General features: G+C 67.3%; 20 protein-coding genes. 6 read left to right on the plus strand and 14 right to left on the minus strand.

The window, feature by feature from the left end:
• Positions 1-17 precede the first annotated feature (17 nt).
• The 3 genes from DDT93_RS15545 to DDT93_RS15555 form a co-directional block, all read right to left on the minus strand.
• A complete protein-coding gene (locus tag DDT93_RS15545; protein ID WP_109466760.1) occupies positions 18-1,316 on the minus strand; it encodes a TRAP transporter large permease in 1,299 nt (432 codons plus the stop codon).
• Entirely contained in the window at positions 1,313-1,840 is a 528-nt protein-coding gene (locus tag DDT93_RS15550) for a TRAP transporter small permease (protein WP_109466761.1), read from the minus strand. Before DDT93_RS15550 ends, DDT93_RS15545 begins: the two co-directional genes overlap by 4 nt.
• A gap of 114 nt (positions 1,841-1,954) precedes the next feature.
• Complete coding sequence (locus DDT93_RS15555) at positions 1,955-2,971, minus strand: TRAP transporter substrate-binding protein (protein ID WP_157960190.1); 1,017 nt, start codon at positions 2,969-2,971, stop codon at positions 1,955-1,957.
• Between the two features lie 201 nt (positions 2,972-3,172).
• Between DDT93_RS15555 and DDT93_RS15560 the strand changes: the two genes are divergently transcribed.
• The gene (locus DDT93_RS15560) at positions 3,173-3,952 is read left to right on the plus strand and encodes an IclR family transcriptional regulator domain-containing protein (RefSeq protein ID WP_109466763.1); all 780 of its coding nucleotides are present in this window, start codon (positions 3,173-3,175) and stop codon (positions 3,950-3,952) included.
• A 10-nt stretch (positions 3,953-3,962) separates the two neighbouring features.
• Here DDT93_RS15560 and DDT93_RS15565 read toward each other — a convergent pair whose 3' ends face one another.
• Positions 3,963-4,913, minus strand: coding sequence for a hypothetical protein (locus DDT93_RS15565; RefSeq protein ID WP_157960191.1), 951 nt, complete (start codon positions 4,911-4,913; stop codon positions 3,963-3,965).
• 10 nt (positions 4,914-4,923) lie between these two features.
• Entirely contained in the window at positions 4,924-5,688 is a 765-nt protein-coding gene (locus DDT93_RS15570; RefSeq protein WP_109466765.1) for an SDR family NAD(P)-dependent oxidoreductase, read from the minus strand.
• A 184-nt stretch (positions 5,689-5,872) separates the two neighbouring features.
• Between DDT93_RS15570 and DDT93_RS15575 the strand changes: the two genes are divergently transcribed.
• The gene (locus DDT93_RS15575) at positions 5,873-6,706 is read left to right on the plus strand and encodes a bifunctional allantoicase/(S)-ureidoglycine aminohydrolase (protein ID WP_109466766.1); all 834 of its coding nucleotides are present in this window, start codon (positions 5,873-5,875) and stop codon (positions 6,704-6,706) included.
• Between the two features lie 62 nt (positions 6,707-6,768).
• On the opposite strand, the gene DDT93_RS15580 is transcribed toward DDT93_RS15575, so the two are convergent.
• A complete protein-coding gene (locus DDT93_RS15580; RefSeq protein ID WP_109466767.1) occupies positions 6,769-7,548 on the minus strand; it encodes an MBL fold metallo-hydrolase in 780 nt (259 codons plus the stop codon).
• A 110-nt stretch (positions 7,549-7,658) separates the two neighbouring features.
• Here DDT93_RS15580 and DDT93_RS15585 point away from each other — a divergent pair, with 110 nt between their 5' ends.
• Positions 7,659-8,642, plus strand: a complete 984-nt coding sequence (locus DDT93_RS15585) for a type I glyceraldehyde-3-phosphate dehydrogenase (protein ID WP_109466768.1) — start codon at positions 7,659-7,661, stop codon at positions 8,640-8,642.
• A 108-nt stretch (positions 8,643-8,750) separates the two neighbouring features.
• Here DDT93_RS15585 and DDT93_RS15590 read toward each other — a convergent pair whose 3' ends face one another.
• From DDT93_RS15590 to puuE, 3 genes are all read right to left on the minus strand, one after another.
• On the minus strand, positions 8,751-10,208 hold the full coding sequence (locus tag DDT93_RS15590; RefSeq protein WP_109466769.1) for a uracil-xanthine permease family protein: 1,458 nt from the start codon (positions 10,206-10,208) through the stop codon (positions 8,751-8,753).
• 66 nt (positions 10,209-10,274) lie between these two features.
• Entirely contained in the window at positions 10,275-10,760 is a 486-nt protein-coding gene (locus DDT93_RS15595) for an ureidoglycolate lyase (RefSeq protein WP_109466770.1), read from the minus strand.
• Complete coding sequence (gene puuE / locus DDT93_RS15600) at positions 10,757-12,169, minus strand: allantoinase PuuE (protein WP_109466771.1); 1,413 nt, start codon at positions 12,167-12,169, stop codon at positions 10,757-10,759. Before puuE ends, DDT93_RS15595 begins: the two co-directional genes overlap by 4 nt.
• A gap of 144 nt (positions 12,170-12,313) precedes the next feature.
• Here puuE and uraH point away from each other — a divergent pair, with 144 nt between their 5' ends.
• Positions 12,314-12,667: a hydroxyisourate hydrolase gene (uraH, locus tag DDT93_RS15605; protein WP_109466772.1), complete on the plus strand. Its 354-nt coding sequence runs from the start codon at positions 12,314-12,316 to the stop codon at positions 12,665-12,667.
• A 36-nt stretch (positions 12,668-12,703) separates the two neighbouring features.
• On the opposite strand, the gene DDT93_RS15610 is transcribed toward uraH, so the two are convergent.
• From DDT93_RS15610 to DDT93_RS15630, 5 genes are all read right to left on the minus strand, one after another.
• Positions 12,704-14,299, minus strand: a complete 1,596-nt coding sequence (locus DDT93_RS15610; RefSeq protein ID WP_198654864.1) for a caspase family protein — start codon at positions 14,297-14,299, stop codon at positions 12,704-12,706.
• A 210-nt stretch (positions 14,300-14,509) separates the two neighbouring features.
• Positions 14,510-15,283, minus strand: a complete 774-nt coding sequence (locus DDT93_RS15615) for an AAA family ATPase (RefSeq protein WP_109466774.1) — start codon at positions 15,281-15,283, stop codon at positions 14,510-14,512.
• Positions 15,284-15,386: 103 nt separating this feature from the next.
• The gene (locus DDT93_RS15620) at positions 15,387-16,916 is read right to left on the minus strand and encodes a catalase (protein WP_109466775.1); all 1,530 of its coding nucleotides are present in this window, start codon (positions 16,914-16,916) and stop codon (positions 15,387-15,389) included.
• 127 nt (positions 16,917-17,043) lie between these two features.
• Entirely contained in the window at positions 17,044-18,129 is a 1,086-nt protein-coding gene (locus DDT93_RS15625) for a sensor histidine kinase (RefSeq protein WP_109466776.1), read from the minus strand.
• A 101-nt stretch (positions 18,130-18,230) separates the two neighbouring features.
• A complete protein-coding gene (locus DDT93_RS15630; protein WP_109466777.1) occupies positions 18,231-19,160 on the minus strand; it encodes a LysR family transcriptional regulator in 930 nt (309 codons plus the stop codon).
• A gap of 331 nt (positions 19,161-19,491) precedes the next feature.
• Between DDT93_RS15630 and DDT93_RS15635 the strand changes: the two genes are divergently transcribed.
• Positions 19,492-21,249 (plus strand): autotransporter assembly complex protein TamA, encoded by a 1,758-nt coding sequence (locus DDT93_RS15635; protein ID WP_109466778.1) that lies wholly within the window; start codon positions 19,492-19,494, stop codon positions 21,247-21,249.
• On the plus strand, positions 21,249-25,439 hold the full coding sequence (locus DDT93_RS15640) for a translocation/assembly module TamB domain-containing protein (RefSeq protein ID WP_109466779.1): 4,191 nt from the start codon (positions 21,249-21,251) through the stop codon (positions 25,437-25,439). Before DDT93_RS15635 ends, DDT93_RS15640 begins: the two co-directional genes overlap by 1 nt.

A 25,439-nucleotide genomic window follows, 5' to 3' on the forward strand; every position in this document is an offset into this window, starting at 1 on the left:
CCGGGAGCCGGGCCTCCCTACATCCTCCCCGGCAGAAACAGCGTGATGGCGGGCACCGCCAGCAATATGGCGAGACGCACGAGGTCGATCGCCACGAAGGGTAGCACCCCGGTCATGATCGTGCCCATGCTGAGATCGCGGGCCTGGCCCTTGACCATGAACAGGTTCATTCCCATCGGCGGGGTGATCAGGCCGAGCTCGACCGTCACCACGGCGATGACGCCGAACCAGACCGGGTCGAACCCGTTGGCCATGATGACGGGAAAGAAGATCGGCACGGTCAGAAGGATCATGGCGAGGCTTTCCATGAAGCAGCCCATGATCACGTAGAACAGCAGGATCAGACCCATGACCTGCCAGGGCGTGAACTGGTTCACCGTCACGAAGTCGACCATGGCGAAGGAGATCTGCGAGGTGGAGAGCACGAAGCCGAAGACCTCGGCGCCGATCAGGATCAGGAAGATCGCGCCGGTCGCGGCGATGGTCTCTCGCGCGACCTCGATCAGTTGTTTCCAGCGCAGACCACGGAACAGCGCGAAGATCAGGGCGAGCGCGGCCCCTGCCCCGCCCGCCTCGGTCGGGGTGAAGAAGCCACCGTAGAGGCCGCCCATGACCAGCCCGAAGAGCACCAGCGCGGGCGCGAAGAGTTGCAGCGTGCGCAGCGCGCCGCCGGTGGTTTCCGCATAGGCGACGGTATCGGGTGCGCCCTTCCAGATGCGGGCCATGAAGATGATGGTCAGCACGTAGAGCGCATAGGCGAGGATGCCGGGCAGGATGCCCGCGAGGAACATGTCGCCCACCGATTGTTCGGTGATCAGCGCATAGAGCAGCAGCGCGATGGAGGGCGGGATCAGGATGCCGAGGGTTCCACCCGCAGCCAGCGAACCGGTGGAGAGGCGCGGATCGTAGCCGTGTTTCTGCATCTCCGGCAGCGCCACGCGGGTCATGGTTGAGGCGGTCGCGAGCGAAGAGCCGGAGACGGTGGAGAAGACCGCGCTGGCGGTGACCCCGGCGGCGGCGAGCCCGCCGGACCAACCGCGCGTCAGGCGCTGTGCGCCCTCAAACAGGTCGCGGGCGACGCCCGAGGCGGAGATCAGGTTGCCCATCAGCAGGAACAGCGGAACCAGCGTGAAGGAGTAGTTCGAGGCAGTCTCGAAGGTCGCGGTCTGCAGCACGCTGAGTGCCGGATTGAGGCCGATCATCCCGGCGAAGCCGAAGAACCCGGCCAGCAGCATGGCGAGGCCGACGGGGCAGCCCAGCAAGACGGCGGCGAAGAGGCCGGCGACGGCGATGTATCCGATGACGAGAAAGCTCATGACAGGTGGCCCTCGCCGTGGTCGGGTTTGGGTGCGCCGTGGGTCAGCGCCTCGCCGAGGCAGACGATTGCCAGCAGGACCGTTTCGACCGCCACGGCGGCGTAGAAGATGTAGAGGGGCAGGTTCATGTCCTGCGTGGCGTCCCCGCGGGCCTGCGTCGCCTGCATCTCGTGCCAGAACAGCCAGGCCAGCGTCAGGGCCGTGGCGCCCAGGACGAGGAACCAGAAGCGCGTGGCGAGACGCTGGATGGATACGGGAAGCCGGGTGACGAGGATGTCGACCGAGATCATCCCGTCGCGCAGCGAGGCCGCGATGGCGGGCATGGTAAGGATCAGCAGGGAATAGGACGCGATCTCGATCGCGCCGGGGATCATGAAGTTGACCGCCGTGCCGGTGGCGTCGAACACCATCCGTGCGATGACATTGAAGGCGACGACCCCGAGCATCAGGGCGACGGCGAGGATGGCGACAGCCTCGCTGCATCTGCGGGCGATATCCGCGAGGGCGGAAATCAGTTTGATCATGGCTGGGGCAATCCTGGCCTTGCTTATGGTCTTTTGGTGTCGGGGCCCCGGCTCGGGGGCCGGGGTGGGGTCTTGTGGTGTCGGGGCCCCGGCGCGGGGGCCGGGGCGGGGTTGTCAGAGTTCAGCTTCGCATTCGGAGACGTAGCCCTTGACCGCCTCGTAGGTGGCGGTGCCCGGCAGGCCCTGGTCGTCGAGCGACGTGACGTAGGCGTCGCTGGCGCGCTGCGCGGCTTCTTCCCAGCGGGCGCGTTCCTCGTCGGTCAGGGTGTAGACCTCGACCTCGGGATCGGCTTCGCGCTCGGCCAGCACCTTGGCGCCTGCCTTGTCGTAGCCGCTGCCCGCGATGACGGCCCACTTCATGCCCGAGTTGTCGTCGACGGCCTTCTTGGCCTCGGGCGACAGGGCCTCGTACTTGGCCTTGTTCATGGTCGAGACGAAGGCCAGCGCGTAGAAGCCGAACTTGGTGTGGTACTTGGTCAGCTCGGCGAGACGGAAGCTCTCGACCGATTCCCACGGCAGCATGTAGCCGTCGATGGTGCCGCGCTGGAGCGATTCATAGGTGTTGGGTGCGGGCATCCCGACGGGTTCCGCCCCCAGTTCCTCCAGCAGGCTGCCGACGACCTGGGTCGGGCGACGGAGCTTGAGGCCCTTCAGGTCCTCCAGCGTGTGAACCGGCTTGTTCGCGGTGTGCAACTGGCCCGGATCGTGGGTGTGGACGAAGAGCACGTGGGTTTCGTTGTATTCTTCGTCGAGCGCACCGGAGTCATAGAGCTTCTGGAAGGCGCAGGAGCCGACGGCACCAGTCTTGAACAGGCCCGGCAGTTCCATGATCTGGCTCAGCGGGAAGCGGCCCGCGGTGTAGCCCTGCACGGTCCAGGCGATGTCGGCGATGCCGTTCATCGCGTTGTCGTAGCCTGCGGGGGCCTTGCCAAGCGTCTGGGCGGGAAAGACGGTGACGTCCAACTCGCCGCCAGAGGCCTCTTTCACGGCCTCCGCCCAGTCGAGGAAGATTTCCTGGTTCTGCCAGCTGTTGGCAGACATGAAGTGCGCATAGCGCAGATTTTCAGCCTGGGCCGCGCCGGTCGAGAGACCGGCGGCGAGGACACAGGCTGCAGCTAGCTTTTGGAGCATGAGGGGAGGACCTCCAGTGTTGGGTGCCGGGGAGAGGCACATCTTTTTGCTTGCAGTTTGTGCGATTATCGAACATAAGTTCAATATACATACTTTCTGATACATCTTTCGGATCTGTCAAGTGAGCCGGAGGGAATATTCACCTTTCGATGAGCGCCCTCCGGGCCATGCTCATTTTTGCGGCGTCACCGGGGAGGGACGATGAGCCAGGACGAGAGCGCGCTGAAATCGGTTTCGCTGACGGTGATGAAGGGCATGGCCGTGTTGGCCGCCTTCGACGGGCGCACCCACTCGATGACCCTTGCCGAACTCGCCCGCGCCACCGGACAGGACCGCGCCACAGCGCGGCGTGGGGCGCTGACGCTGGTGCAGCTTGGCTATCTCCAGCAGAACGGGCGGGGTTTCAGCCTGACGCCCAAGGTCCTGCTGATCGCGGGCGGCTTTCTGCAGGCGAACCGGTTCGGCCTGCACGTCCAGCCCGTGCTGAACGGTCACGCCGAGACGCTGGGCACCGAGATCACCCTCGCGCTGCGCGAGGGATCGGACGTGCTGTTACTGGCGCAATCGACACTGCATCACGGGCGGCCAGTGTCCTTCGGGTTTACCGTGGGCAGCCGCCTGCCCCTGCTGCACACCAGCCTGGGCCGCATGTTGCTGGCCTGCGAAGCGGACGAGGCCCTGCCCGATCTGATCAGCGCGGCCCCGCCGCCGCGGTATACCGACCTGTCGCTGGCCAGCCCCGCGGAGATCACGGAGAGCATCCGGCAGGCACGGGCCGACGGCTATGCCATGACCGACGGCGAGTTCGAGGCCGGGATCGTGGGCTTTGCGGTTCCGGTCAGCCGCCCCGGCCATCGCGGGCTGGTGGTGGGGGCCAACGTGGCGCGCGGTGCCGGGGGGACCGACAAGGACCGGATGCTGCAGACCCTGCAGCTCTGCGCCGCCGATCTGCGGCGCAACGAGGCGCTGGAGGCGCTGTGACGGCGGCGGCCTAGCGCAGTTTCTGCAGGTCGTAGCCGTTCCAATAGAGGATGCTCTCGCAGGCTCCGAGCCCGCGCTCCTGACAGACCGTGGCCCGTTCGGCCGAGGAGATGCCCATGTTGCCGTTGGTCAGGGGCCGCAGGCTGGGGCCCATCGCAAGGAACTCGATCGGCTCGGGCTGCAGTACGTAGCGTGCGCTGAGGAACACCCCGGCGGTGCATTCCGACGCTCCGCAATAGGGCCTTGGCGGACCGGAGAGGCAGGTGACCCGCGACCAGTCGAGCACGGCGTCCTCGATCCCGTCGCCGTCGATGTTGCCGGTCTGAAGATAGCCCGGCTCGCGGTCGGCGGGTCCGTTGCAACCAAGCTCGATCGACGCCTCGGCCGCCTGACGCATGGCGCCCTCGGTGACATCGGGACGACCATCCCAGGACTTGCCGATGGCGAGGAACATGGAGCGGCAGTACTGGCCAAGCTGGCGCACCGCCCGGTCGAACCCGGCGGCGGGCGTGCGGCGGGTGCCTGCCTCGCTGCGCAACTCCACCACCGGCACGGCGGACATGGCCGAGAACAGCGCGTCGTCGACCACGAGGTCGACGTACCAGACCGCGAACAGCTCGTCCCACTTGACCGAGCGCAGCTTGTAGCCGGTGCTGCCCGCGACGATCATCACATCCGAACGCGGGGTGCGCTCCGGGTCCGGGGCGCCGATATCGGCCTCGCTGAGGTAGAGGCGGAAGGCCCCGGTCGGGGTGATGTCGGGCTCGGTGTTGCCGGTGGTGTGCGGCGACATCCCGCGCGGCGAGCGTTCGCCGCAGAGCAGGGTCATCTGCGACCCTTCGGGCGCGATGATGGCCCCGGTGAAGTAGGAGCCGTCGTCATGGGTCTGCAATTGCCAGCCCTGCGCCTGGGCAAGGGCCGGGAGCAGCAGCAGGAGCAGTGCGGAAATCAGTCGTTGCATCATGGTCCCGTCAGTCCGCCGTCCAGCCGCCATCGACCAGCAGCGAGGTGCCCGTCACGAGGGCCGAGGCCGGGGTGGCGAGGTAGAGCACCGCGCCCATGATGTCCTGCACCTCGCCCGGGCGGCCGAGCTTGATCTTCTCGCCCAGCCATTCGACCAGTTCGGGGCGGGCGAAGGTGGGCTCGGTCAGCGGTGTGCGGATGAACGTCGGCGCGATGGTGTTCACCCGGATGCCCGCCCGCGCCCATTCGAGCGCCATCGACTTCACCATCCCCTCGAGCCCCCACTTGGAGGCGCAGTAGAGGGTGCGTTCCACCCCGCCGACATGGCCCATCTGGCTGGAGATATGGATGATCGAGCCCTTGCGGCCCTCGTCCAGCATGGCCCGCGCGGTGAGCGTCGACAGGTAATATGCGGCCCGCAGGTTCAGGCCGATGACGCGGTCGAACTCGGGCACCGGCATGTCCACGGCAAGCGCCGGATAGGTCGTGCCGGCGGCGTTCACCACCACGTCGAAGGCGCGCCCCTCGAGCGCGGCGGTCATGGCGTCGAGATCGGCGATGTCGAGGGCCAGCGCCTCGGCGGACCAGCCCCGCGCGGCCATCGCGTCGACCGTCTGCTGCAGGCGGTCGGCCCCGCGCGACACGCAAACCACATGCGCGCCTGCCGCCGCGAGGGCCACGGCGGCGCCCTGCCCGATCCCCGAGGACGCGCCGGTGACCAGCGCCGTCTTCCCGGCGAGTCCGAAGGATGGCGGGTCGGGCAGGTCGATCATGGGCGGTTCCTCGGTCTTCGAATTGCGCGCAGTTTCGTTCAAGGCGGCGCGGAGTTCAACGGCCCACCCCGGCCATCGGCGGGCAATTTCAAATTTTCCGGAACAGTCCTGTGCCCGGGCCTCCCCTTTCCTCCGTCCCGGTTTTCACCAACTATGGCGCAACAGGAAATCGGAGACCGCGCCAATGTCGACGCCACGCTACTACACCGGGATGGGCGGCCACCCGGGACAGGACCAGCTCCTGACCGACCGGGCCATGTTCACCGAGGCCTACGCCGTGATCCCGAAGGGCACCATGCGCGACATCACCACGAGCTACCTCCCGCATTGGGAGAACACCCGGCTCTGGGTCATTGCCCGCCCGCTGAGCGGCTTTTCCGAAACCTTCTCGCATTACATCATGGAAGTGAGCGCCGGGGGCGGCAGCCGCCGTCCCGAGACCGACCCGGAGGCCGAGGGCGTGCTCTTCATAGTGGACGGCGCGGTGACCCTGACCCTTGCCGGGAACGACCACGTCTTGGAGCCCGGCGGCTACGCCTACCTGCCCGCGGGCAGCGACTGGCAGCTTGCCAACCATGCGGGCCCGGCGGCCCGGTTCCACTGGATCCGCAAGGCCTATCAGCCCGTCGACGGCATCGAGGCGCCGGAGGCCTTCGTCACCAACGAGAGCGCGCGCGAGATGATCCCGATGCCGGGAACCGAGGGCCGCTGGGCCACGACCCGCTTCGTCGCGCCAGACGACATCCGCCACGACATGCACGTGAACATCGTCACCTTCGAGCCCGGCGGGGTCATTCCCTTTGCCGAGACCCACGTGATGGAACACGGGCTCTACGTGCTGGAGGGCAAGGCGGTCTACCGGCTGAACCAGGACTGGGTCGAGGTTGAGGCGGGCGACTACATGTGGTTGCGCGCCTTCTGCCCGCAGGCCTGCTATGCTGGCGGGCCGGGGCGGTTCCGCTACCTGCTCTACAAGGACGTGAACCGGCACATGCCGCTGCGCCTGTCGGCGCGGTAGCAGGTCCGCCCGTGCCGGGCGGAGCCTCCGGCGGGGATATTTCAGGACCCAAAGAAGGCGGGTCAGGCGCGGGCGTCCCACGCCTGAAACTGCGCATCGACGAGGGCGTGCAGGCGGGCGCGGCCGAAGCTGGGGCAATGCCCGCCGTGGACCACCTCGACCGGCAGCGCCCTGAGGCGGCCGAGGCTGGCGGCGTAATCGGCGAGATCGGAATGTTCGAGGTCGTCGACGAGGCCGCCGTCGTAGAGGGTGTCGCCGGAGAACAGCGTGCCGGTCTTCGCCTCCCAGAGCGCGATGCCGCCGGGGGAATGGCCCGGCAGGTGCAGCACCTCGAAGGCGCGGTTGCCGAGGTCGAGCACGTCGCCCTCGGCCACTGTGGCGATGCCGGTGGCGGGGCGCAGCGCGTAGCTGCCGGAGCCGAAGCCCTCGTGGGGGAGCGCCGTGACCATCGGGCCAGAGAGCACGCCCGGGGGCAGCAGAAGGCTCGCCATCTCCATCGGATCGTAATGCGCGTCGAGCAGGTTCAGCGGGTGGGGCGGCGCGCGCAGGCCCTCGGCCTCGAGCGCGTGCACGCAGCAGTCGTCGAACTCGTGGTGGCCGCCGACGTGGTCCATGTGCACGTGGCTCGCGACCGCCGTCACCCGCTGGCCAAGGATGTCGCGGGCGAAGCTGCGCAGACTGGCGAGGCCGGTGCCGGTGTCGATCATCAGGTCGCGGTCGCGGCCGCGGACGTGCCAGATGTTGCAGCGCAGGAAGGGGTGGACATGGGGCTCCCAGATCAGGGTGATGCCCTCCCCCGCGGTTGCCTTCTCGAACCAGCGATCGGCGATCGGAAATGCCATGCCCTGCCCTCTCGTTGCATGCTCCGACCTGACCCCGGATCGTAGCCGAAAGCAACCGGGGGCGCGGAATCGGGATTGAGACGGCGCGGGCTTGGTGCCATCACTCGCGCATGCGTATCGCCATCAACGGATTCGGCCGCATCGGCCGCACCATTCTGCGGCAGGTTCTGACCGGCCCGGAGCGGTCTATCGAGATCGTGCGGATCAACGACATCGCGTCGCTCGAGATGTGCGCCTATCTCTTTCAGTACGACAGCACCTTCGGCCCCTACCCGGGGCAGGTGGACACGCAGGACGGGGCGCTCGTCATCGACGGGCGCGCGATCCCCTTCAGCCAGGATGGCGACCTGCACGCCGTGGACCTTGCGGGGGTGGACGTGCTGCTGGACTGCACCGGCATCGCGCGGAGCACCGACGTGGCGCGGCGCGGGCTGGCGGCGGGCGCCGGTTCGGTGCTGATCTCGGGGCCCTCGCCGGCGGCGGAGGTGACCATCGTCACCGGGGCCAACGAGGGCATGCTGGGGGCGGCGAAGGTCGTCTCGAACGCCTCCTGCACCACCAATGCGCTGGCGCCGCTGGCCAAGGCGATCCATGCGATCGCCGGGATCGCGCGCGGGCACATGACGACGATCCACTGCTATACCAACAGCCAGCCGATGGTGGATGCGCCGCGCGGCGATTTCGCCCGGAGCCGCGGCGGGGCCCAGTCGATGGTGCCGACGACCAGTTCGGCGACGCATCTGGTGGACGTGGTTCTGCCGGAGCTGAAGGGGCGCATCAGTGGCTCGGCCGTCAGGGTGCCGGTGGCGAGCGTCTCGGCGGTGGACCTCGTGGTTCAGCTGGAACGGCCGATGGGCGAGGATGTCTTTACGGCGGCCCTGCGACGGGCCGCGGCGGAGTCGGGCGGCGTGCTGGGGTGGATCGAGGGGCCGCTGGTCTCGACCGATCTGCGCGCGCGGCCGGAATCGCTGGTCATCGCGGCACCGGAGCTACGCATGGTCGAGGGTCAGGTGCGGGTGTTTGGCTGGTACGACAACGAATGGGGGTTCTCGGCGCGGATGCTGGACGTCGCGGCGCGGATGGCAGCGCGGTAGGGGCTCTGCCCCGTCGCGCGGCGCGCGACTCCCCGGGATACTTGGGACCCAAAGAAGACCTGGGATACGTGAAGGGGGCCGCGCGGGCCCCCTTTTGTCTCTTTCAGATCAGTCGCGGGCGAAGCTGCCCTTGCCGTGGCCGGACATGCCGCCGGAGACTTCCTCGGTCGACTCGTCGGCGAGTTCCTCGGGCAACACGAGGTTCAGCACGATGGCGATGAGCGCGGCGGGCAGGATGCCGGAGGCGCCGAGGATGCGCAGCGTGTCGGGCAGGTGCTGGAGCGCGTTGGGGGCGCTGTCGGAGACGTTCATCACCTCGAGCTGGAGGCCGAGGCCGAAGGAGAGCGCCACGGCGAAGATCACCATGTTGCGGCGGTTCCAGTTCACGTCGGACAGCATGGAGATGCCCGAGGCGACCACCATGCCGAACATCACGATGACGCCGCCGCCCAGCACCTCGATCGGCACGGTGCGGATGACGCCGCCGACCTTGGGGACGAGGCCGCAGACGATCAGGAAGATAGCGCCGATGGTGACCACGTGGCGGCTCATCACGCCGGTCATGGCGATGAGGCCGACGTTCTGCGAGAAGGATGTGTTGGGGAGCGCGCCGAAGAGGCCTGCGACGGCGGTGCCGAGACCGTCGGCATAGGTCGCGCCGGCGATCTCCTTGTCGGTCGCCTCGCGCCCGGCGCCGCCCTTGGTGATGCCCGAGACGTCGCCCACGGTTTCCACCGCCGAGACGAAGGCCATCAGGCAGAAGCCGATGACGGCGGCGAAGCTGAATTCGAAGCCGTACTTGAAGGGCACCGGCAGCGAGAAGGTGGCGGCGCGGGACCAGCTGGCGCCGATCGCGTCGAAGGTGAGGTAGCCGGTCAGGAGACAGTAGACGTAGCCGACGATCATGCCGATCAGAACGGCCGAGATCGAGAGCATGCCCTTGGTGAAGAACTTTACCCCGAGGGTGACGAAGACGACGATCAGGGCGATGGACCAGCTCATCGCGCCGCCGTAGCTCTCGGCGCCAGACGCCTTGGCCGGGACGCCGCCCGCGGCATACTCGATGCCGACCTTGACCAGCGCGAGGCCGATCATGGTGACCACGAGGCCGGTGACGAGCGGCGGCAGGGCAAAGCGGATGCGACCGATGATGGTGCCGAGGCAGGCGTGGAACAGGCCGCCGAGCAATACCCCTCCGAAGAGGGCAGCGAGCGCATCGACGCCCTTGCCCGCGACCAGCGGGATCATGATGGGCAGGAAGGCGAAGGAGGTGCCCTGCACGATGGGCAGCGCCGCGCCCACGGGGCCGATGGTGATGGTCTGCAGCAGGGTCGCGATGCCGGCGAAGAGCATCGACATCTGGATCATGTAGAGCAGTTCGGGAAAGTCCGGGCTGTTCGAGCCGAAGCCGAAGCCCGCCGCACCGGCCACGATGATCGCGGGGGTGACGTTGGAGACGAACATCGCCAGCACGTGCTGGATGCCGAGCGGGATGGCGCGGGCGAGCGGTGGGGTGAAATTGGGGTCGCGCAGCTGCGCGGGTGTTCCGAGTGAACTGTCTGCCATGTCCCTGTTGTCCTTTGTTGGGTTTGCGGGGTCCGCCGCCTCTTGCCGGGCGGTCGGGTCCGGGTGTTATCCGGTGATTTCGTAGGGCTCCTCGAACCAGTATTCCTCGAGGTTGCTGCCCTCGCCGATGCGGTCGACGACGGCGAAGAGGCCGGGGGCGTGGAGCGGGGTCAGCACCCCGTGCCAGGTGCCCCGGTGATAGTTCACCCCCTGCCCCGGCCCGGTCAGGAAGGCCACCGGCGTGCCCGGTCGGCCGCCCGCGTCGGGCGCGACGATGACAAGGAAGGGCTGCAGGCTCATCGGCAAGAAGGCCTGACTGCCGAGCGGGTGCCGCTCCATCATGTCGAGGGCGTAGGGAAGGCTGCGCGGGACGGCGTCGAACAGGCTGATGCCCGTCCTGCCGTCGCTCACGTCGATGAGGGCGAGGTCGTGGTGGCGCCCGCAGAGGCCCTGGTTGATGATCCGGTCCGGTTCGCCCTCGGCGCGCAGCAGGTCACCGAAGGGCGCGAAGGCCTCGGCCGTGATCGGCTGGATCGAGATGGTCCGGCTCATCCGGGCAGCAGGGCCGCGAGGCGGATCAGGGCGATGCGCTCGACCTGGCGGCAGGCCTCGGCGAACTCGGTGTCGCGGTCGTTGTCGAGGCGGGCGCGGAAGGCGGCGAGGATCGACTGCTTGTCGTGGTCGCGCACGGCGATGATGAAGGGGAAGCCGAACCTGGCGGTATAGGCCTCGTTCAGGCCGGTGAAGATGCCGTGCTCCACCTCGGTCAGCGCGTCGAGGCCGGCGGAGGATTGTTCCGCCGTCGACTCGGCGGTCAGGCGCTTGGCGGCGGCGAGCTTGCCCGCGAGGTCGGGGTGTGCGGTGAGGACGCCGAGGCGTTCCTCGTCGGAGGCGGAGCGGAACATCCGGGCCAGCGCGTTGTGCAGACCCACGGCGGTGTCGTGGGCGGGGCCGAGTTCAAGCTCGAAGGCGCGCTCGGCGATCCACGGAGAATGCTCGAAGACGCCGCCGTAGGTGGCGACGAAGCGGTCGCGGTCCATCAGGTGCGGGCGCGGACGGTCGACGGGCGGATGCTCGCGCGCCCAATGCTCGGCGATGTCGAGGCGGGTGGCGAACCAGACGTCGGTATGGCTGCGCGCATATTCCAGGAAGCGCTCCAAAGCGCGGATGCGGCCCGGGCGGCCGACGAGGCGGCAGTGCAGGCCGATGGACATGAACTTGGCCTGCCCCTCCTCGCCCTCGGCGTAGAGCGTGTCGAAGGTGTCACGCAGGTAGGTGAAGAACTGGTCGCCGGAGTTGAAGCCCTGCGCGGTGGCAAAGCGCATGTCGTTGCAGTCGAGCGTGTAGGGCACGATCAGCTGGTCGCGGTCGCCGACCCTGAGCCAGTAGGGCAGATCGTCGTCATAGGTGTCGGCGACGTAGTCGAAGGCCCCGCATTCGGAGGCGAGGCGCACGGTGTTGATCGAGGCGCGGCCCTCGTACCAGCCGCGCGGGGGCTCTCCCACCACCTCGGTATGAAGGCGGATCGCCTCGGCGATGGCGGCGCGCTCGTCCTCTTCGGGCATGTCCTTGTGTTCGATCCACTTGTAGCCGTGGGTCGCGATTTCCCACGGAGCGGCCTTCATCGCGGCGACCTGCTCGGGCGAGCGGGCGAGTGCGGAGGCCACGCCGTAGATGGTGATCGGAGTATCCTTGAGCAGGCGGTGGAGACGCCAGAACCCGGCGCGCGCGCCGTATTCGTAGATCGACTCCATGTTCCAGTGCCGCTGGCCCGGCCATTGGGCGGCGCCGACGATCTCGGAGAGGAACGCCTCGGAGGCGGCATCGCCGTGGAGGATGTTGTTCTCGCCGCCCTCCTCGTAGTTCAGTACGATCTGTACCGCGATCTTGGCGCCATTCGGCCATTTCGGATCCGGCGGGGTCGCCCCGTAGCCGATCATGTCACGCGGGTATCGGTTCATTCTGAGTCCCAGGATTTTTCTTTCGGTTTAATTGACATAGCCTATCGTGTTTTTCAAAAAATGACGAAAGCAATCTCAAACAGCCTGCGTTTGCGCAATGCGGTTTCCTGCGGCAGACCATGTGCATCCAAAGGAGGCATTCCGATGACCGGCTACCTGACCACCCATGTGCTCGATACCGCGCGGGGCTGCCCTGCCGAGGGGGTCGCCATCGATCTCTACCGGATCGAGGGCGAGGCGCGCATGCATCTGCGGCGCCTGACGACGAATGCCGACGGGCGCACGGATGCGCAGATCCTGCCGGAAGGCGAGTTCGCGACCGGCGTTTACGAACTGGTGTTCCACGCGGGCGATTACCTCGACGCGAGCGGCGCGCCGGGCGAGAGCCCGAGGTTCCTCGACACCATTCCGCTGCGTTTTGGCATGGCCGAGGCGGCGCACTACCACGTGCCGCTGCTGCTGTCGCCCTACGGCTATTCGACCTATCGCGGCAGCTGAGGCGAAGCGGCGCGCCGGGATGGCGCGCCTGCGCTCTTACTTGTTCAGCAGCTTGCCGACGGCGAGGCCGCCGATGAAGGCCCCGATCTGGGCATTGGCATTGCTGTTCGAATTGCCCGAGGACGAACTCCCGCTGCTCTTGCGCTGGCTCGGCGCCGCCTGCGTGACCACGACGGGGTTGCTGGCGGCCCAGACCATGTAGGCCTGCTGGGTGTTCGTCGCCATCACCTGATACTGAAGCTGGTTCAGGTAGCCGGTGGCAATGAAGCCGTTGATGACCTGCCAGTTGGTGATGCCCGCCCGTGTACGCGGGCCGAACTGGCCATCCGGTGTTCCGACGTTCTGACCGGTGATGTTCAGGCGCGCCTGGATCTCGCGGCGCAGGCCCGGGGTCATGCCCATTGCCGCCTCGGTGAACTCTGTCCCCGGCTGGGCCTTCATCTCGGGCGTGATCATCGGTTGGGCCTGTGTCTCGCCCACGGTGCGCGTGGCGCTGTCGGTCACCGGCGCCGGGTTCGCCGCCGCGCCGATCGGGTTGGCGGGCTGGGCGAAGACCGGCAAGGTCGCGACAGGCGCGGGGGTGGCGGGTGCGGGCGCTGCCGTCTGCGCCGAGGCCACCGCGACGCTGCGCTCGGACTGGAGCCGTTCGATGGACTTGCGTGCCACCGCCGAGAAGAGGCCCTCCGGGAAGGTCTCGAGATAGGCCTCGTAATCCTCGATCCGGTTGCTCTCGCGCGCGAACTGGAACAGCATCTGGTCCCGCTTGAGTGTCTCGGTGTCGGCATTGCCCGATGCATTGGCCGTCTCGGCGGACCCGGTCGCGGCCTCGGTGGCCTCGGGCGCAGGTTCGACGGCGCGCACGTTCAGTGCGACCCGGCCGGTCAGCGAGGAGTTCAGCCAGGGCCGCTGCATCTCGTTGGTCGAGGAATACACATCGCCGGTCACCCGGCTCATCACTTCGGTAAAGTCGGTGTCGGGGGCCGAGATGTGCTTGAGCAGGGCCGTGGTGAAGGGCGAATGCTCGCCCTCGCCGTCCAGCGCCACGTCGCCGGGCGCGGTGGCAAAGGCAATCGCCATACCGCGCCCGGGGTTCTGGATATCCATCCGCGCGAGGCCCGAACCGATATCGACCGAGCGAGAGGCGCCGCCCAGCGACCGCGAGAGCGTGCGCGCCAGCGGGTTGTTGCGGCAGGCGTCCAGCACGACGAGGCTCACCCCGTCGGAACGCTGCATCTGCTTGGCGACGAAGTCGACCTCGATCGCCTCCCAGTCGAGCGAGGTGGCCTCGGCCATCTTGGCGTCGACCGGGATCAGGTAGTTCCTGCCATCGACCGCGAGGCCGTGCCCGGCGTAGAAGAACAGGGTGAGGTCGGCGTCGGAGGCCAGCCGGGCGAACTCGCGCACCGTGGCGCGGAATTCATCCCCGGTGAGGTCGTATCCGTCGACGGTGACGAACCCGAGTTCCTTGAGAGAGGCGGAGACCGCCTCGGCATCGTTGCGGGGATTTCGCAACGGCTCGACGCTGGTGTAGGCGCCGTTTCCGATCACAAGGGCCACGCGCTTTTCGAAGGTGTTCGCCTCTCCCCGCACAGCAAGGGTAACGACGAGCAGCATCGCCATCAGAAGCTTCATAATCGGCATCCAGAATAAATGAAAAAGAACTGGGCGCGAGTAATGGCCGCGCGCCGGAACCTGTCAAGATGGATGCGATGGGAGGTATGGAATACCATGACATCCGGGGGCCGGGCCGGGCGAGCGGGGGGCGGATTTCACACGTTCCCTGGGTAAATCTTGCTCCCTACTCGGCTTCACCGCGCCGCAGGCAATCGGAGCGAGTCGGGGTCAGAACTGGCTCTCGTCGTGGTCGCGCAGGGCCTCGGCGATGAAGTCCTCGGGATCGACCGTGAAGGACTGGTAGAGCCTGAAATGAGAGGTGTCGCGATAGTTCACGTCGCTGATGCCGTTCCTCGTCACCTCGAGCACCCGCGCGCCGGGCAATGCCATCAGGATCGGAGAATGGGTTGCCATGATGACCTGCGAGACCCGCTCTTCCTGAATGCGGCTGAGAAGGCGGAGCAGCCCGAGTTGCCGCTTGGGCGAGAGCGCGCTTTCGGGTTCGTCCATGAGGTAGATGCCCTGCCGCAACATGCGCTCTTCGAAGAGCCGGACAAAGCCCTCGCCGTGGCTCCATGACAGGAAATCGGCGGCGGGGCTCTGGACCTCGTCCAGATACCGCGCGACGGAAAAGAAGGTTTCGGCCTTGAAGAACCAGCCATCGGTGACCTTGGGGAGCCAACCGGCGCGCATCACCTGAGCGAGGTCCCCGCCACCACGCTCGATCGCGCGGGAGTGGTCGACCGGCAGGTAGCCCTTGCCCCCGCCCGCCTCGTCATAGCCGCTGAGGGCCGCGATGGCCTCGATCAGCGTCGATTTCCCGGTGCCGTTCTCGCCGACGATAATGGTGACCGGCGTGGTGAACGCAATCTCGAGGTCATCGGTCTGAAGCCACGGCAGGTTAAAGGGATAGCCGGTCTTTGTGGCGAGTTCGTCGCCCCGGAATTCCAATCTCTGGAGGAAGGGCGACGGCAGGGTGGTCGTGGTTCTTCGGCGTGCCATGTCATGAACTTGCGTTTGGGTCTGGCGGAACCATACCCAACAATCCGGCAAGAGTGAGATGGCGGTGCGGCACGCCCGAGACCCCCGGGCGCGCCAAAGGCGCCTATTCGGCGGCCTTCACGTTGCCGATGCTCTCGGCCGAGGCCATGCCGGGTGCGTCGGACTTGCCTCCGAGCTTGTCGCGCACCCCCTTCTCGATGGCGGCGCCAATGTCCTTGTCGATGTTCTTCCAGTAGTCGAAGGCGCGCAGGAGGACCTTTTCGCTGACCCCGTCGGAGAGATGCCCGACCACGTTGGAGACCAGCCGCTTGCGCTGCGCGTCGTCCATGACCTCGCGGATCAGCGTCCCGGCCTGGCTCCAGTCGTCGTCATCCTTGCGCAGGGTGTAGGCCGTGCGGACCATGTCGCCGTCCGCGTGCCAGAGGCCGGCCTCGGTTTCGGAGGGCTGCGCCGCGGGGCCGCCGTAGGAGTTGGGCGCATAGACCGGGTCCGACACCGGCTCGACCCGCATCGCGCCGTCCTTGGAGTAGCTGTGGACCGGGGACTGCGGTTTGTTCACCGGTATCTGCTTGTAGTTCACGCCGAGCCGCGCGCGGTGCGCGTCGGCGTAGGAGAAGCCGCGCGCCAGCAGCATCTTGTCCGGCGACAGGCCGACGCCCGGCACCATGTTGTTGGGCTCGAACGCGGCCTGCTCGATCTGAGTGTGAAAGTCGGTCGGGTTGCGGTCCAGAACCATCTTGCCGACCTCGATCAGCGGGTAGTCGGCGTGCGGCCAGACCTTGGTGAGGTCGAAGGGATTGAGGTGATAGGTCTTGGCGTCCTCGTAGGGCATGACCTGCCACTTGAGCGTCCAGCTCGGATACTCGCCCTTGGCGATATGATCGAAGAGGTCGCGGCGGTGGTAGTCGCCGTCGGTTCCCGCCAGCTTGTCGGCCTCGTCCTGGCTCAGGTAGGCGTTGCCGTCGCCCTGATCGGTGTGGAAGTGGAACTTGACCCAGAACTTCTCACCCTTGGCGTTGACCAGCGAATAGGTGTGGCTCGAATAGCCGTTCATCTCGCGCCAAGTCTTCGGAATGCCCCGATCGCCCATCAGGTAGGTGACCTGGTGGGCGCTCTCGGGGCTGAGGGTCCAGAAATCCCACTGCATGTCATGGTCGCGCATGTCGTTGTCGGCGCGGCGCTTCTGGCTGCGGATGAAGTTCTGAAACTCGATCGGGTCGCGGATGAAGAAGATCGGGGTATTGTTCCCGACCATGTCGAAGTTGCCTTCCTCGGTATACATCTTGACCGAGAAACCGCGTGGATCACGCCAGGTGTCGGGGCTGCCGCGCTCGCCCGCGACGGTGGAAAAGCGGATCAGCACGTCGGTCTTTGTGCCGGGCTGGAACACCTTGGCCTTGGTGTATTTCGAAACATCCTGCGTCACTTCGAAATGGCCGAATGCGCCGCCTCCCTTGGCGTGCGGCTGTCGCTCGGGGATGCGCTCGCGGTTGAAGTTGGCCATCTGCTCGAGCAGGTAGTGGTCGTTCAGGACGATCGGGCCATCGGGCCCCACGGTCAGCGAATGCTCGTCGCTCTGGACCCGGATTCCGGCGTCGTTCGTGGTGGGGGGAACTGATTTCTTGCTGGTCATGTCCGCGAACCTCTGGCTGTTGGAAGGATGTACCCGGTCAACGGACGCGCGAGGGCAAAGTTCCTCCGTCCCCGGAATTTCCCTCCGGGGTCCGCGCGGGGCGCGGGGCCTGCGGTTTACCGCCGGTTCAGAAGGTCAGGGTCAGGCGGCTGCCGGAGTCGTCGAGGAAGGTTTCGAGTTCGCCTTCGACCTGCGAGGCCGCCGCAGCGATCAGGGATTGCCCCAGACCGGCACCCGATGACGTGGCGCCGTCAAGCTTGACCGCCCCGACCCCGTTGTCGTGGCAGTCGAGCCGCATGGCCCCGTCGCCGTTCACCGAGAAGCCGACGCGGATCTGCCCCTCGCGGCCATCGGGAAAGCCGTGCTTGATCGAATTGGCGAGGAATTCACTGACAATGATGCCGAGGGCCGAGACCTTCTCGGACGAAATGGCGGCATGGTCGGCGGAGAGGTCGAGGCTGACGCCAGCGGGCAGCGACACTTCGAGCAGGCCCGCGATACGCTTGAGGAACGCGGCCACGTCGACGCGGCGGTCGCCCGCGGAATACTGGAGTTCGGTATGCAGGGCGCCGATTGCCTCGATCCGGCGGCGGATGGTCTGGAGCGCGTCGAGCGCGATCGGGTCCGAGATGCCGCGCGAGGAAAGGCGGAGGATGGAGGCGACGTTCTGCAGCGAATTCTTGACCCGGTGATCCATTTCCTTCTGCAGGATTTCGCGGTCGCGCAGGGCCTTGCGCAGTTCCATCTGGCGCACCACCTGCCGCGCCAGCACGGTCAGGGCATCGCGCTGGAGGTCGTTCAGGCGGCGGGGCTTGTCATCGAGCACGCAGAGCGAGCCGAGCGGCAGGCCATCGCTGGTGATCAGCGGAGCGCCCGCATAGAAACGCAGGTGGGGGCTGCCGCTGCAAAGCGGGTTGTCGGCGGTGCGCGGGTCGGCGAGGGTGTCTTCGACCTCGAAGACCTCGTCCTGCAGGATCGCGTGGGAACAGATCGAGCGGCTAAGGTCGGTCTCGGTGTCGTCGAGCCCGACGCGCGCCTTGAACCACTGGCGGTCTTCGTCCACGAGGCTGATCAGCGAGATCGGCATCTCGCAGATGCGGGAGGCGAGCTGGACGATCTCGTCAAAGTCCCGTTCGGCCTCGGAGTCGAGAATATCCAGTGCATGGAGGGCGGACAGCCGCTTTGCGTGGTCCGGGTGTCTGTCTGCCAGCACTCTGTCTCTGCCTTTCGTTTCCAAGGGACAGTCGGCGATACTAGTGCGGTTTCGGGCCGCGTCCACATTGAAAATGGGTTTGGTAAAGACGCCCCGGGGGCTCAGGGGGCCACTCCGCGCGCCTCGGCCTCGCGCACGGCGCGGCCGATACGGTCGGTGGTGAAGTCCATGAAAAGACGCGTCTTCGGGTCCTGATGGCGGCGGTGGGTGTAGAGGCAGGCCATCTGCACCGGCACCGGCGGGGTGCGCCGTGCCACCGGGACGAGCGCGCCGGACCGCAGATGGTCGGCGATCTCGAAGACCGGCTTGAGGGCGATCCCCTCGCCCGCGAGCGCCCAGTCGGTCAGCACGTCGCCGTCGTCGCACTCGAACCGCCCGGAGACGGCAAAGCGCTGCGGGCCCTCCGGGGTGGCCAGCATCCACTGGAACTCGGTCGCGCCGGGAAAGCGCAGGTTGAGGCATTCGTGCCGGTCGCGGATCAGGTCGGTCCCGGTTTCGGGCCGCCCGCGCGCATCGATGTAGTCCGGCGAGGCGCAGAGCACGCGCTGGCAGTCGGCGATCTTGCGGATGCGCAGGGTGCTGTCGGCGGGCTGGCCGAGGAAGAAGGCCATGTCGAGCCCCTCGGTCGTGAGGTCCACGGTGCGGTCGGAGAGCCGCAACCGCAGCTCGATCTCGGGGTACTGCGCAAGGAACTCGGGCGCGAGCGGCGCCACCAGCCGACGCCCTACCCCAAGCGGAGCCGCGACATAGAGCGATCCGCGCGGGCTTTCGGTCAGGTTCATCACCTCGGCTTCGGCGCGTTCGACCGTTTCGAGCACGGCGCAGGCCCCGCCGTAGAAGGCCTTGCCCTGCTCGGTCGGTGTCAGGTTGCGCGTGGTGCGCTGGAACAGGCGGACGTTGAGGTGATCTTCGAGCTGGGAAATCCGCGCCGAGGTGACCGCCGGTGAAATCCGCAGGTCGCGCCCGGCGGCGGACATGCTGCCCAGTTCGTAGACCCTGACAAAGGTCCGGATGTTGTCGAGGTAGGACATTTTCAGCGCATTTTTGATAGTGGCGGGAACTATGCGAAAATACCGAATACTCGCGCCATTGACCAGCACCGCCGTCAAGGGGTTCGGATTTCACGCCGCGCACCCCTCACGGGTGCTGCCGCGGGCGGCAACCACTGGCGGGCGATTGGCCGATCTTCGCCCCCTCGATCAAGAAGTCGGCATGTTTCAAGTTTGACCGAGCGGCAAGCCATGTTACTTCGGTCAAAGGGTTCGACTTGTTGGGGTAAGGCAATTGTTTCAGGTCCGTTCAGTCCTAGGCTTTTCGTTTTCGCCCGAGGCACCGCGCGCCCTGCTTCGCGTCGCAGGAGTCATGGCCGTCCTGGCGGCCCCCCTGCCCGCGCTGGCCTTCGAAGCGACGCTTTCGGCCCCCGGCGCCCCCGACGATATCGCGGACAAGCTGCGCGGCGCCTCCTCGCTCATGGGGGCGGAGGACTCGGGGCTGAGCACGTCGCAGGAGCTGCTGGCCGCCGCGCTTGCCGATTACCGGACGATCGTTCAGGTGCTCTATGACTCAGGCTATTTCAGCCCCACCGTCAGCATTCTCGTCGATGGCCGCGAGGCCAGCGCGATCCCCCTGATCTCTCCGCCCGGCAAGATCGACAAGGCGGTGATCAAGGTCGACACCGGTCCGATCTTCCGCTTCGGCCTTGCCCGGGTCGCGCCGCTGGCGCCCGACACCGAAATGCCCGAAGGGTTCGCCAAGGGCGAGACCGCGACCACCGGCATCATCCGCGAGGCGGCTTCGGCCGGGCGGGATGGCTGGCGCAACAGTGGTTACGCCAAGGTCGCTATCGGCGACCAGCGGATCACGGCGAACCACCGGAGCAACACGCTCGACGCGGATATCAAGCTGATCCCGGGCCAGAAACTGCGGTTCGGCAACCTGACGGTGACCGGCAACAGCAAGGTGCAGACGGCGGCGATCCGGCGCATCGCCGGGTTCCCGACCGGCGAAGTCTACAGCCCGCAGATGGTGCAGAAGGTCGGCTCGCGCCTGCGCCGCACCGGCGCCTTTTCGTCGGTCGCCCTGGTCGAAGCGCCGAAGGCCAATCCCGACGGCACGCTCGATTACACCATCCAGGTGGCCGAACAGCTGCCTCGGCGCATCACCTTTGGCGCCGAAGTGGAATCGAACAGCGGCGTGACGCTCTCGGCGATCTGGCTGCACCGCAACCTGCTGGGCCGCGCCGAACGGCTGCAGCTCGAGGGCGAAGTCCGCAACATCGGCGGCACGGACGATATCGACGGGCGGCTGGCCTTCCGGCTCGACTTTCCCGAGCGGCTGGGGCCCGACAACAACCTGTTCTACCTCGGCTCGCTGGAGCGGATCGACCGCGATCACTACACGATGAACGTGGCACAGCTGGGTGTCGGGGCACGGCGTACCTTCTCGGACCAGCTCTATGCCGAGCTTTCGCTGATCTACAGCTATTCTGACGCAGATGACGCCTATGGCGAGGGCCGCAAGTTCCGCGTGCTCAAGATGCCGTTCCACGCCGAGCTCGACCGGCGGGATTCGTCGCAGAGCGCGACCAGCGGGTATTACCTTGACGCCAAGCTGACCCCCTTCGGCGGCATCAGCGGATCGTCCTCGGGCCTGCAGGCGGTACTGGACGGGCGCAAGTACCTCAGCCTCACCGAGACCGGCAGCATCGTGCTCGCCGGGCGGGTGCAGCTGGGGTCGGTGCTGGGCGCCGAGGCCGACAGCACCTCGCCCGATATGCTGTTCTTCTCGGGTGGCGCGGGTACGGTTCGCGGCCAGCCCTATGAATCTCTTGGCATTCCGGTCAACGGCGACGTCGCCGGCGGGCGCTCGCTCCTGGCGGCGAGCGCCGAGGTGCGCGCCCGGGTGACCACCGCGATCTCGGTCGTCGGCTTCTTCGACTGGGCGGCGGTCGGGTCGTCCAGCTTTATCGACGGCGACACCGAGTCCCATGCCGGTGCCGGTCTGGGCCTGCGCTATGACGTCGGCGGTTTCGGCCCCATCCGGCTCGACCTCGCCATGCCCGTCAGCGGCGACACCGGCGACGGGCTGCAATTCTACCTCGGGATCGGGCAGGCCTTCTGATGCGGTACCTCACTCTCGCCCTTGCGCTCCTGTTCACCCTGACCATCACGCAGTCGCAACCCCTGCTCGCGCAGGACAGCACCGATGATGATGGCGGTGGCAGTTTCATCTCGAACCTGCTGGAAAAGTCGCTGTCGGGCGACAACCGCAACGTGCGGGTCGTCGGGTTGTCGGGGGCGCTGAGTTCCTCGGCGACCATCCAGCAGATCATCATCTCTGACGACGAGGGGCCGTGGCTGACGATCAGCAACGCCCAGCTGGACTGGGCTCGTGCGGCCTTGTTGCGGGGCAATCTGCGGATCAACAAGCTGAGCGCCGAGACCATCGAGCTGAGCCGTGCGCCGGGGACGACGACCACCGAGGAAGACCTGCCGAGCCCCGAGGCCACGCCGTTCCAGATCCCCGAGCTGCCGGTCGCGGTCAACATCGGCGAGCTTTCGGTCGGCACGCTGACGCTGGGCGAGCCGGTGATCGGTGTTGCCGCCAGCCTGACCATCAACGGCAAGCTGGTGCTGGAAGACGGGTCACTCGACACCACGATGGCAGTGACCCGCCTCGACCGGCCCGGCGACGAGATCGACCTGACTGCGGGCTTTTCCAACGCCACGCGCCAGCTGACGCTGGACCTGAGCGTGACCGAAGACGCGGGCGGCCTCGTCTCGGAACTGATGAAGATTCCCGACCGCCCCTCGGTGCGGCTGACCGCGAAGGGCGAAGGCCCGGTGACCGATTTCACCGCCGACCTGTCGCTGGCCACCGACGGCACCGAGCGAGTGACCGGCCAGGTCTCGCTTGCCGGGGACGGCGCGGGCGGCGACATCGACTTTGCCGCGCAGATGGACGGCGACCTGACCCCGCTGCTGGCGGAACCCTACCGCGAGTTCTTCGGGACCTCGTCGCAGCTGCGCCTCGACGGCAGCAATGGCACGGAGAGCGGGCTGGAGATCAGCGAGTTCAGCCTTGCCGCCAGCGCGCTGGACCTGTCGGGCTCGGCCAAGATCGGGCCGGACGGCACACTGCAGAACGTGGCGCTCGACGGGAGCATCTCTCCGCCCGAAGGCGAGACGGTGACCCTGCCGACCGGCGATCCGGTGACCGAGATCACCTCGGCGACGATCAAGGGCGGGTTCGATGCCGCCGAAGGCAACAGCTGGCAACTGACGGCCGACATTCGCGGCATGTCCCGTGTCGATATCTCATTCGACCGGGTTGAGCTGACCGCCGAAGGCACCCTCGAGCAGGGTGCAAACACCCATCTTGCAGGGAACCTGACGGCGGGGCTGACCGGCCTGACCTTCCCGGAAGAGCAGTTGCGCGAGGCGATAGGCGAGACGCTGGACCTCGACGGCAGCTTTGACTGGAACAACGGCGCCCTTACCCTCGACGGGTTCGAGCTGACCGGCACCGACTATGCCGCGCGCCTGTCGGTCCTGATCGACGGGCTTGATACCGGGTTCAACATCGGCGGCACCGCCGAAGTGGAAGCGACCGACCTCTCGCGCTTCTCGGCGATCGCGGGCCAGTCGCTCGGCGGATCGGCCAAGGTGGCGCTGGAAGGCAATGGCGCGCCGCTGAACGGCACCTTTGACGTGCGGCTGAACGCCGACGCGCAGGGCCTGCGGGCGGGGATCGAGATGGTGGACCCGCTGATCGGCGGCGAGACGACGATCCGGATGGATGCGGCGCGGGACGGGTCGGGCACCATGCTGCGTTCGTTCGAATTGCAGGGCGAGGCCCTGAGCGCCTCGGCCAGCGGTACGGTGCGCACCGGGCGTGCCGACCTGACGCTGCGCGCGGCGCTGGACGACCTTGGGCGTATCGTGCCCGCCTCGCCCGGTCCGGTCACGATCAGCGGCGACCTGAGCCATCAGGAGGGGACCGTCACCGGCACGGTGCAGTTGAACGCCCCGAACGAGACCTTCCTGACCGCCGACGGCACCATGACGCCGGATGGCGCGCTGACGGCAACTTACCGCGCGGCGTTCAACCAGCTAGAAGACTTCGTCGCGCAGATCGCGGGTAACGTGACCGCGCGCGGAGACGCGACCCGCAGCGCGGCGGGCATCTGGGAAGTGACCAGCCTGACCGGCGGGACCGCCGGGATATCGGGCCGGATCAGGGCGGGGTACGACGAGAAGGCGGGGACCGCCGACCTCGATTTCGACGCGGGGCTTGCCCGGCTGGAACGACTGGTGCCGCAGCTGACCGGCGCGGTGAACGCGCGGGGCAAGGCCAGCCGCACCCATGAGGGGCAGTGGAACGCCAGCCTGGAGACCGGCGGCAGCGCCGGTATCGAGGGCAGTTTCGAGGGTGACTTCAACGAGGCTTCGGGCGAGGCGCACCTCGCGCTGGACGCCGCCTTTGAGCGGCTGGAGCGCTTTGTGCCGCAGCTTGCCGGTACCGTGGAGGCCAAGGGCCGCGCCGAGCGTTCGGCCGATCAACGCTGGAGCGCCAACATCACCACCGGAGGCAGCGCCGGGATCACTGGCCGGTTCAACGGCGCCTTTACCGAACCCACCGGCGAGGTCGACGTCTTCTTCGACGCGGCGCTGGAACGGCTGCAACGGCTGGTGCCGCAGGTCAGCGGTACGCTGGAAGCCAAGGGCCGGGCGCGGCGCGATGACGTCGGGAAGTGGCTGGTCAACGCCGTGTCGCGCGGCGATGCCGGGCTGTCGGGCACCTTCAAGGCCGAGTTCGACGAGGCCCTGACCGATGCCGAGGTCTACTTCGACACCACCGTCGAACGGATCGAGCGGTTTGTGCAGGACTTTGCCGGGACCGTCACGGCGGCGGGGGTTGCCAACAAGGAAGGCGACGTCTGGTCCCTGAATGCCAAGGGCACCGGCCCGGGCAGCATCTCGGCGGACGTGAACGGCACCTATGACCAGGCCGCCAACACGGCGGATATTACCGCAGTCGGACAGGCGCAGCTGGGGCTGGCGAACGCCTTCATCTCGCCGAACTCGGTGCGGGGCCTTGGCGAGTTCAACCTTGCCCTGCGCGGCGCGCCCTCGCTGGAGGCGCTGTCGGGCACCGTCTCGGCCTCGGGCGTGACCATCGCCTTGCCCTCGGCGGCGCAGACCATCACCGGCCTGAACGCGACTGCCCGGCTGTCGGGTGGGCAGGCACAGATCGGCGTGACCGGCGGGCTGCGCGCCGGTGGCCAGTTCCGTGTCGACGGCTCTGCCGGGATGGCGGCGCCCTACAACGGCAACATCACCACCCGGCTGGTCAACCTGATCATCACCGACAACCTGAGCTACACCACCACCGCGAACGGCCAGATCACCATGAACGGTCCGCTGACGGGCGGGGCGACCATCGCGGGGCAGATCGATTTCGGCGACAGCGAGATCAACATCAACACCGCGGGCGGTTCGGTCAGTGCAGCCCCGATCCCCGAGATCGGGCACATGTGGGAGCCGGGCAGTGCCCGCCAGACCCGCGCCCGCGCCGGGCTGATCGAGACGGGTAACGGCGGCGGCGGCACCAGCCGCCCCTACAACCTGAACGTCGTGCTGAACGCGCCCAACAAGATCTTCGTGCGCGGCCGTGGCCTGAACGCCGAACTGGGCGGCCGCCTCGTGGTGGGTGGCAATACCAACCAGATCGTGCCCTCGGGCCAGATCGGCCTGATCCGGGGCACCTTCAGCCTGCTGGGCCGCAGGCTGGAACTGGACGAGGGGCAGGTTTCGATGCAGGGCAATCTTGAGCCCTACCTCTACTTCGTCGCCACCACCTCCACCTCGGAGGGGGACGCCACGCTGACCATCTCGGGCCCGACCAGCGCGCCGGTGATCGAGGTTACCTCAACCCCGGAACGCCCGAGCGAGGAGGCCCTTGCGCTGCTGCTGTTCGGCGACCAGTTCAACGACCTGTCGCCGCTGAAGATCGCGCAGCTTGCGTCGCAGGTCGCGACGCTCAGCGGCAAGGGGGGCGGTCTGCTGGGCAAGATCCGGCGCGGGCTTGGGGTCGACAACCTCGACCTCGGGACCGATGACGACGGCAATGCCCAAGTGGGCGTCGGCGCCTACCTGTCGGACGATCTCTATACGGACGTGTCGGTGAATGCCGATGGCCAGAGCGAGGTCAACCTGAACTTTGACCTGACCGACAACCTGACCATCAAGGGCTCGGTCGACAACGCGGGCGAGACCGGGATCGGCCTTTTCTTCAAGCGGGACTACTGA

Origin of the sequence: Albibacillus kandeliae (genome assembly GCF_003116585.1) — a bacterium.
In the GTDB taxonomy this organism is placed as follows: Bacteria; Pseudomonadota; Alphaproteobacteria; order Rhodobacterales; family Rhodobacteraceae; genus Albibacillus; species Albibacillus kandeliae.